Genomic DNA, 9,076 nt, shown 5'->3' with positions numbered 1-9,076 from the left:
GTGGTCGCCGGTCCGCCTCAGCGGTGGGCCGGCGACCACCGCCGTGCTCTGCGGAAGCTTCGTTTCCTCCCCCGGCTGAAGCCGGGGGTACCCAAGAAGGAAGGACTCGATGAGAGATTTCGCCACCACCGAGTTGCTCGCCTGCTTCCTCACCGAACTGCGGGCCATCGTGCCCGTCGAGGCGCTGTGGGCGCACGGGTCGCTCGGGGCGGGGGACTACGTGGCGGGGCGCAGCGACCTGGACCTGGTCGCGGTGGTCGGCGAGGAGATCACGCCCGACGCCGAGCGGCGGATCGCCGGCGTGCACCAGGGGCTCGCGGGGTTCTCGCCGCTCGTGCCGCTGCTGCACTGCGCCTACCTGACGGCCGGGGAGGCGGCGGACGCGGAGCGGCAGCACGCCACCTGGGCGTACGAGGAGCTGTTCCGGCGGCCGGTGACGCCGGTGGCCCGGCGTGAGCTGCTGACGTGCGCGCGGGTGCTCTACGGGCGGGCGCCGCAGGAGGTGCTGCCGCCGGTCAGCGACCGGCAGCTGCGGGCGTACGTGCTGCGGGACCTCGGCGGGTACTGGCGGCCCGCGCTCGACCACGCGGAGCTGTGGCTGCGGGACGTGTGGGTCGACCTCGGCCTGCTGACCCTGGCGCGCGGCGGGGTCACCCTGCGGGAGGGCCGCATGATCACCAAGCGCGAGGCGCTGGAGGTCCTCCCCGCGCTCGGGGCGCCGGCGGAGGTCGTCGAGGACGTCCGCCGCCGCCGCTACGAGGGGGCCGGGGCCGGCCTCGACCCCGCGTGGCGCGCGGACGCGGTCCGTGCGTTCCTCGCGGGGGCGATCGACCGGACGGTCGCGGGTGCGGGGGCCTAGGGCGGCCGGCGGCGGGGATTCGCGGCTGCGCCGCGGGTACCGGGCTCCGCCCGGTGGCCTCAAACGCCGGCCGGGCTGAAGTTTTTTGGCCACGGCTCGCTGGTCGGGCTGAAGTTTTTGGGCCATCGCTCGCCGGTGGGGCTGAAGTTTTTGGGCCATCGCTCGCCGGTCGGGCTGGAAGGTTTTGGGCACCGCTCGCCGGCCGGGCTGGTTTTTTGGCCCCAGCACGCGTCCGCCCCGGTGCACCTCGTGGTGGAGGTGTACCGGGGCGGGGCGCCGTCAGGCGTACAGGTCCGGTGGGAGCTTGGAGGCCGCGGGCTCGTCGAGGAGCCAGAGGGTGCGGGTGCGGCCGTAGGCGCCTGCGGCGGGGGCCTGGAGTTCGCCCGCGCCGCCGAGGGCGATGGACACCGCCGCCGCCTTGTCCTCGCCCGCGGCGAGGAGCCACACCTCGCGCGCCGCGCGGATCGCGGGGAGCGTGAGGGAGACGCGGGTGGGCGGGGGCTTGGGCGCCCCGTGGACGCCGATCACGGTTCGCTCCCGCTCGCGGACGCCCGGGTGCTCGGGGAAGAGGGACGCGACATGGGTGTCGGGCCCGACGCCGAGCATGAGGACGTCGAAGGTGGGGACGGGACCGTGGTCCGAGGGATCGGCCGCGGCGGCCAGCTCCTCGGCGTACGCCGCCGCCGCCTCGTCGGCGTCGGCGTACCGCGCGTCGTCGGACGCGGGCACGGCGTGCACGCGCGCCGGGTCGAGCGGGACGGCGTCCAGCAGGGCCTGACGGGCCTGGGTGACGTTGCGCTCGGGGTCGCCGTCGGGGAGGTAGCGCTCGTCGCCCCACCACAGGTCGATCCGGGACCAGTCGACCGCGTCCCTGGCCGGCGCGTCGGCGAGCGCGGCCAGCAGGCCGTTGCCGTTGCGGCCGCCGGTCAGGACGACCGACGCGGAGCCGCGGGAGGCCTGCGCGTCGACGATCCGGGTGATGAGCCGGGCCGCGGTGGCCCGGGCCATCAGGTCCTTGTCGCGGTGGACGACCACCTGGGGGACGGTCGTCACTTGGCGGCCGCCTTGCGGGCCGAGGACGCGGTCCTGCGCGCCGGCTTCCTGGCGGGGGCCGCGTCGGCGTCGGACGCCTCCTCCGCCTTCGGCGCGGTCTCCTCCGCCTGCTTCGGCGCACCGGAGCCCGCCGCCGCCAGCCGGTCCACGCCGAAGCGCAGCGCGGCCGCGTAGGTGTCGTCCGGGTCGAGCCGGCGCAGCTCCTCCGCGATCAGCTCCGCGGTCTCACGGCGCTTGAGCGCGACGGCCCGGTCGGGCTGGCCCTCGATGGACAGCGTGGCGAGCGAGCCGTCCGCGCGGTCCAGGACGATCGCGCCGTGGTCCGTCGTCAGCCGGACGGCCGTGAGGCCGGGGCCCGCGGACGCCGAGCGCGTGACGGGGACGCCGAGCCGGACGGCGAGCCACATGGCGAGCAGCTCGCAGCTCGGGTTGAACTCCTCGCCCTCGACCTCGACCGCCGAGACCCGGCAGGGCTTCTGGTCGAGCGCGGCGGCGAGCATCGAGCGCCAGGGGGTGATCCGGGTCCACGCCAGGTCCGTGTCGCCGGGGGTGTAGACGGCGCTGCGCTCGGACAGCTCGTGGATCGGGTCCTCGGCGGCGTAGGTGTCGGTGACCCGCCGCTGGGCGAGCGCGCCGAGCGGGTCCTTCGCCGGGTCGAGCGGCGCGTTGACCGGCCACCAGACCACGACGGGCGCGTCCGGGAGCAGCAGCGGCAGGACGACCGACTGGGCGTGGTCGGCGATGTCGCCGTACAGCCGTACGACGACCGTCTCGCCGGTGCCGGCGTCCGCGCCGACCCGGATCTCCGCGTCGAGGCGCGCCTTCGCGCGGTCGCGCGGCGAGCGGGAGACCCGCTTGACGACGACCAGGGTGCGCGAGGGGTGCTCCTTGGACGCCTCGTTGGCGGCCTTGAGCGCGTCGTAGGCGTTCTCCTCGTCGGTGACGATGACGAGGGTGAGCACCATGCCGACGGCCGGGGTGCCGACGGCGCGGCGGCCCCTGACCAGGGCCTTGTTGATCTTGCTGGAGGTGGTCTCCGTGAGGTCGATCTTCATGGCCGGCGCCAGCTCCGTCCGTCTCGTGCGAGCATTTCGTCCGCCTCGGCCGGTCCCCACGTGCCGGCCTCGTACTGGGCCGCCTTGCCGTGCTTGTCCCAGTGCGCCTCGATCGGGTCGAGGATCTTCCAGGAGAGCTCGACCTCCTCGGTGCGCGGGAACAGGTTCGCGTCGCCGAGCAGCACGTCGAGGATGAGCCGCTCGTACGCCTCGGGGCTGGACTCCGTGAACGACTCGCCGTAGGCGAAGTCCATGGACACGTCCCGGATCTCCATCGAGGTGCCGGGCACCTTGGAGCCGAAGCGGACCGTGATGCCCTCGTCGGGCTGGACACGGATGACGATCGCGTTCTGCCCGAGCTCCTCCGTCGCCGTGTGGTCGAAGGGGGAGTGCGGGGCGCGCTGGAAGACGACCGCGATCTCGGTGACCCGGCGGCCCAGCCGCTTGCCGGTGCGCAGGTAGAAGGGGACGCCGGCCCAGCGGCGGTTGTCGATCCCGACCTTGATCGCGGCGTAGGTGTCGGTCTTCGACTTGGGGTCGATCCCGTCCTCCTCCAGGTACCCGATGACCTTCTCGCCGCCCTGCCACCCGGCCGCGTACTGGCCGCGCACGGTGCCGGCGGAGAGGTCGGCGGGGAGCCTGACGGCGCCGAGGACCTTGGCCTTCTCCGCCACCAGGGCGTCGGCGCCGAAGGAGGCGGGCTCCTCCATCGCGGTCAGCGCGAGCAGCTGGAGGAGGTGGTTCTGGATGACGTCGCGGGCGGAGCCGATGCCGTCGTAGTAGCCGGCCCGGCCGCCGATGCCGATGTCCTCGGCCATCGTGATCTGCACGTGGTCGACGTAGGAGCGGTTCCAGACCGGCTCGAACATCTGGTTGGCGAAGCGCAGCGCCAGGATGTTCTGGACGGTCTCCTTGCCCAGGTAGTGGTCGATCCGGAAGACCTGGTCGGGCGCGAACGCGTCGTGCACGATCGAGTCCAGCTCGCGGGCGGACTCCAGGTCGCGGCCGAACGGCTTCTCGATGACCGCGCGCCGCCAGGAGCCCTCGGGCTGGTCGGCCAGGCCGTGCTTCTTCAGCTGCTGGACGACGGTGGGGAAGTACTTCGGCGGCACCGACAGGTAGAACGCGAAGTTGCCGCCGGTGCCCTGCGACTGGTCGAGCTCCTGCACGGTGGCGCGCAGCTGCTCGAAGGCGGTGTCGTCGTCGAAGGTGCCCTGGACGAACCGCATGCCCTGGGCGAGCTGCTGCCAGACCTCCTCGCGGAACGGGGTCCGGGAGTGCTCCTTGACCGCGTCGTGGACGACGGCCGCGAAGTCCTCGTCCTCCCACTCACGGCGGGCGAAGCCGATGAGCGAGAAGCCCGGCGGCAGGAGCCCCCGGTTGGCGAGGTCGTACACGGCGGGCATGAGCTTTTTACGGGACAAATCGCCCGTGACGCCGAAGATGACCAGCCCCGACGGCCCCGCGATACGCGGGAGCCGTCGGTCCTGGGCGTCACGCAGCGGATTGCTGCTCGACAAGGTTCTAGACCTCCGCGGGAGCGAGGCGCTTGAGCTCGGCCTCGGTGGACTTGAGCAGGTCGTTCCAGGAGGCCTCGAACTTCTCGACGCCCTCCTTCTCCAGCAGCTCCACGACGTCGTCGTAGGAGATGCCCAGCTTCGCCACCGCGTCCAGCTCGGCGCGCGACTGCTCGTACGTGCCGGCGATCGAGTTGCCGCGGATCTCACCGTGGTCGGCGGTCGCCTCCAGGGTGGCCTCCGGCATGGTGTTGACGGTGCCGGGCGCGACCAGCTCGTCGACGTAGAGGGTGTCCTTGAGGGACGGGTCCTTCACGCCGGTCGAGGCCCACAGCGGACGCTGCTTGTTGGCCTGCGCCTTGTCGAGGGCGGCCCAGCGCTCGCCCGAGAACGTCTGCTCGTACGCCTCGTAGGCCAGGCGGGCGTTGGCCACGCCGGCCTTGCCCTTGGCGGCCTTGGCCTCGTCGGTGCCGATCGCGTCGAGCCGCTTGTCGATCTCGGTGTCCACGCGGGACACGAAGAAGGACGCCACCGAGTGGATCTTGGAGAGGTCCAGGCCGTTGGCCTTCGCCTTCTCCAGGCCCGCCAGGTAGGCGTCCATGACCTCGCGGTAGCGCTCCAGCGAGAAGATCAGCGTGACGTTGACGCTGATGCCCAGCGCGATCGTCTCGGTGATCGAGGGGAGGCCCGCCTTGGTGGCCGGGATCTTGATCAGCGTGTTCGGCCGGTCCACCAGCCAGGCGAGCTGCTTGGCCTCGGCGGCCGTCGCGTCGGTGTTGTGCGCGAGCCGCGGGTCGACCTCGATCGACACCCGGCCGTCCTGGCCGCCCGTCGCGTCGAAGACCGGGCGCAGGATGTCGGCGGCGTCGCGGACGTCCGCCGTCGTGATCATCCGCACGGCCTCCTCGACCGTGACCCGGCGGGTGGCGAGGTCGCCGACCTGCTGCTCGTAGCCGTCGCCGGCCGAGATGGCCTTCTGGAAGATCGACGGGTTGGTCGTGACGCCCACCACGTGGCTCTGGTCGATCAGCTCGGACAGGTTGCCCGTGGTGATCCGCTTGCGGGACAGGTCGTCGAGCCAGATCGCGACGCCTTCGTCGGAGAGGCGCTTGAGTGCGTCTGTCATGAGGATTCCTTCTCCTACTGGTCGTGTACTGGCGTCAGCGCTGGGCGGCGGAGATCGATTCCCGCGCGGCGGCCACGACGGCCTCCGCGGTGAACCCGAACTCCCGGAACAGCACCTTGGCGTCCGCGGAGGCACCGAAGTGCTCCAGCGAGACGATGCGGCCCGCGTCGCCCACGTACTTGTGCCAGGTGAGACCGATGCCGGCCTCGACCGCGACACGCGCCTTCAGCGACGGCGGCAGCACGGCCTCCCGGTACCCCTGGTCCTGCTCCTCGAACCACTCGACGCACGGCATCGACACGACCCGGGTCGGCACCCCGGCCGCCTGGAGCTGCTCGCGCGCCTCGACGGCGAGCTGCACCTCCGAACCGGTCCCGATGAGCACGACCTCGGGCTGACCGCCGTCGGCCTCGAACAGCACGTACCCGCCCTTGGCGGCGTCCTCGTTCGCGTCGTAGGTCGGCACGCCCTGGCGGGTCAGCGCCAGACCGTGCGGGGCGCCCTTGCCGAACTCCTTGGTCCATCGCTTGAGGACCTCGCGCCAGACGATCGCCGTCTCGTTGGCGTCGCCGGGGCGCACCACGTTCAGGCCGGGGATCGCGCGCAGCGAGGCGAGGTGCTCGACCGGCTGGTGGGTCGGGCCGTCCTCGCCGAGACCGACCGAGTCGTGCGTCCAGACGTACGTCACCGGCAGGTGCATCAGCGCGGAGAGCCGGACGGCGTTGCGCATGTAGTCGGAGAACACCAGGAAGGTGCCGCCGAAGGCGCGGGTGTTGCCGTGCAGCGTGATGCCGTTCAGCTCGGCGGCCATCGCGTGCTCGCGGATGCCGAAGTGCACGGTACGGCCGTACGGGTCGGCCTCGGGGAGCGGGTTGCCCTCGGGCAGGAACGACGACGTCTTGTCGATCGTCGTGTTGTTCGAGCCGGCCAGGTCGGCGGAGCCGCCCCACAGCTCGGGGATGACCGCCCCGAGCGCCTGGAGCACCTTGCCGGACGCGGCGCGGGTGGCGACCGACTTGCCGGTCTCGAAGACGGGGAGCTGCTCCTCCCAGCCGGCCGGCAGCTCGCCCGCGGCGATCCGGTCGAACTCGGCGGCGCGCTCGGGGTTCGCGGTCCGCCATGCGGCGAACGACTTCTCCCACTCGGCGCGGGCCTCGCGGCCGCGGTCGCCGAGGGCGCGCGCGTGGGCGATGACCTCGTCCGCGACCTCGAAGGTCTGCTCCGGGTCGAAGCCGAGCACCCGCTTGGTGGCCGCGACCTCCTCGTCGCCGAGCGCAGAGCCGTGCGCGGCCTCGGTGTTCTGCGCGTTCGGGGCCGGCCAGGCGATGATCGAGCGCATCGCGATGAAGGAGGGGCGCGGGTCGGCCTCGGCCGCCTTGACCGCCTCGAACAGCGCGGCCGGGTCGAGGTCGCCGTCGGCCTTCGGGGCCACCCGCTGGACGTGCCAGCCGTAGGCCTCGTACCGCTTGACGGTGTCCTCGGAGACGGCCGTCTCGGTGTCGCCCTCGATCGAGATGTGGTTGTCGTCCCACAGCAGGATCAGGTTGCCGAGCTTCTGGTGGCCGGCGAGCGAGGACGCCTCGGCGGAGATGCCCTCCTGGAGGCAGCCGTCGCCGGCGATGACGTAGATCCGGTGGTCGAACGGGCTGGTGCCCGCCGGGGCCTCGGGGTCGAACAGGCCGCGCTCGTAGCGGGCGGCCATCGCCATGCCCACGGCGTTCGCGACGCCCTGGCCGAGCGGGCCCGTCGTCGTCTCGACGCCGGGGGTGTGGCCGTACTCCGGGTGGCCCGGGGTGCGGCTGCCCCAGGTGCGGAACGCCTTGAGGTCGTCCAGCTCGAGACCGAAGCCACCCAGGTAGAGCTGGGTGTAGAGGGTCAGGGAGGAGTGGCCGGCGGACAGGACGAACCGGTCGCGGCCGGTCCAGTCGGTGTCGGACGGGTCGTGCCGCATCACCTTCTGGAAGAGGGTGTAGGCGGCCGGAGCAAGGCTCATCGCCGTGCCGGGGTGGCCGTTCCCGACCTTCTGCACGGCGTCTGCGGCCAGGACACGGGCGGTGTCGACGGCTCGCTGGTCCAGTTCGGTCCACTCGAATGCGGTGGTAGTCGGCTTCGTGCTCACCCTGGGTCAGGGCTCCTCTCCACAGGTCGAAGGCCGGCGTGACGGTGCGCACACCGGCCGCGGTCGAGCCTACTCCCGTGGACACGTGCATTTTTTCGAACGACCGAAGGTCACCGGCGGTGCTCCGTCCCAGCCTGCCCGCCCGCGCCCGACTTCGCCTCCCGGACGGTCGACACGACCCCACCCCCACGAAGGGCGCACTCCGGGCAACGTCTAGAGTGGCGTGGTACGCGCAAGCCTTTACCCGGCCCTCACCTGCCGGAGCGGATCGGGCTTGCTGAACAAGTCTCTGTCAGGGGTGTGCGTGACGGCCGTCGAATCCCGTCCAGCGGAGCGGGACACCTCCCAGGCTCCCGCGGCTCCGGGCGAGTTCGGGACCAGCGGGGTCCACCGGTCCGCCGGGGCCCGCGTCATGGCGTTCGTGGCGCTCACCAAGCCGCGGATCATCGAGCTCCTCCTCATCACCACCGTCCCGGTGATGTTCCTTGCCCAGCAGGGCGTGCCCGACCTGTGGCTGGTCCTCGCGACCTGCTTCGGCGGCTACCTCTCCGCGGGCGGCGCGAACGCGCTGAACATGTACATCGACCGCGACATCGACGCGCTGATGGACCGCACGTCCCAGCGGCCGCTGGTCACCGGGATGGTCTCGCCGCGCGAGGGGCTCGTCTTCGGCCTCGTGCTCGCGGTGGTCTCCACGCTCTGGTTCGGACTGCTCGTCAACTGGCTCTCCGCGGCGCTGTCGGTCGGCGCGCTCCTCTTCTACGTCGTGGTCTACACGATGCTGCTGAAGCGGCGCACCGCGCAGAACATCGTCTGGGGCGGCATCGCCGGCTGCATGCCGGTGCTCATCGGCTGGTCGTCGGTGACGAACTCGCTCTCCTGGGCCGCGCTGATCCTGTTCCTCGTCATCTTCTTCTGGACGCCGCCGCACTACTGGCCGCTGTCGATGAAGGTGCGGGACGACTACGCGCGGGTCGGCGTGCCGATGCTGCCGGTCGTCGCGGGCAACACGGTCGTCGCGCGGCAGATCGTCCTCTACAGCTGGGTGATGGTCGGCATCTCGCTCCTGCTCCAGCCGCTCGGGTACACCGGCTGGTTCTACACCGCGGTCGCGCTGGCGACCGGCGGCTGGTGGCTGTGGGAGGCGCACGCGCTGCAGGCGCGGGCGAAGGCGGGTCTCGCCGGGGCGAAGCTGAAGGAGATGCGGCTGTTCCACTGGTCGATCACCTACGTCTCGCTGCTGTTCGTCGCGATCGCCGTGGACCCCTTCCTGCGCTGACGGCCGAGCCGGTGCCGTAGGTGTTCCTGTTCCGCCGACGGGCGGGGTGCGTGGTCCAGGCCACGCAC

The 9,076-nt window shown here is 72.0% G+C and carries 7 protein-coding genes; 2 read left to right on the top strand and 5 right to left on the bottom strand.

Annotation, left to right across the window (positions count from 1 at the left end):
- The first annotated feature begins 109 nt into the window (after window positions 1-109).
- Window positions 110-859: a nucleotidyltransferase gene (locus tag ACFWEG_RS26635; RefSeq protein ID WP_387220016.1), complete on the top strand. Its 750-nt coding sequence runs from the start codon at window positions 110-112 to the stop codon at window positions 857-859.
- 279 nt (window positions 860-1,138) lie between these two features.
- On the opposite strand, the gene pgl is transcribed toward ACFWEG_RS26635, so the two are convergent.
- From pgl to tkt, 5 genes are read right to left on the bottom strand one after another with little or no spacing between them, the layout of a single operon-like run.
- The gene (gene pgl / locus ACFWEG_RS26630; RefSeq protein WP_387220014.1) at window positions 1,139-1,912 is read right to left on the bottom strand and encodes a 6-phosphogluconolactonase; all 774 of its coding nucleotides are present in this window, start codon (window positions 1,910-1,912) and stop codon (window positions 1,139-1,141) included.
- Window positions 1,909-2,967, bottom strand: coding sequence for a glucose-6-phosphate dehydrogenase assembly protein OpcA (gene opcA, locus ACFWEG_RS26625; RefSeq protein WP_387220011.1), 1,059 nt, complete (start codon window positions 2,965-2,967; stop codon window positions 1,909-1,911). The genes pgl and opcA overlap by 4 nt, the downstream gene beginning before the upstream one ends.
- Entirely contained in the window at window positions 2,964-4,487 is a 1,524-nt protein-coding gene (gene zwf / locus ACFWEG_RS26620; RefSeq protein ID WP_387220009.1) for a glucose-6-phosphate dehydrogenase, read from the bottom strand. Before zwf ends, opcA begins: the two co-directional genes overlap by 4 nt.
- A gap of 4 nt (window positions 4,488-4,491) precedes the next feature.
- Window positions 4,492-5,610: a transaldolase gene (gene tal / locus ACFWEG_RS26615; RefSeq protein ID WP_387220006.1), complete on the bottom strand. Its 1,119-nt coding sequence runs from the start codon at window positions 5,608-5,610 to the stop codon at window positions 4,492-4,494.
- Between the two features lie 34 nt (window positions 5,611-5,644).
- Window positions 5,645-7,729 carry a transketolase gene (gene tkt / locus ACFWEG_RS26610; RefSeq protein ID WP_387220003.1) on the bottom strand — a complete coding sequence of 695 codons (2,085 nt, stop codon included), beginning with the start codon at window positions 7,727-7,729 and terminating at the stop codon, window positions 5,645-5,647.
- A gap of 304 nt (window positions 7,730-8,033) precedes the next feature.
- Here tkt and ACFWEG_RS26605 point away from each other — a divergent pair, with 304 nt between their 5' ends.
- Entirely contained in the window at window positions 8,034-9,008 is a 975-nt protein-coding gene (locus ACFWEG_RS26605) for a heme o synthase (protein ID WP_387220000.1), read from the top strand.
- Window positions 9,009-9,076: the final 68 nt, after the last annotated feature.

Origin of the sequence: Streptomyces sp. NPDC060194, from assembly GCF_042728285.1 — a bacterium.
In the GTDB taxonomy this organism is placed as follows: domain Bacteria; phylum Actinomycetota; class Actinomycetes; order Streptomycetales; family Streptomycetaceae; genus Streptomyces.
The sequence above is the reverse complement of the archived record's forward strand: the minus strand, read 5'-3'. Positions and strand labels throughout refer to the sequence as shown.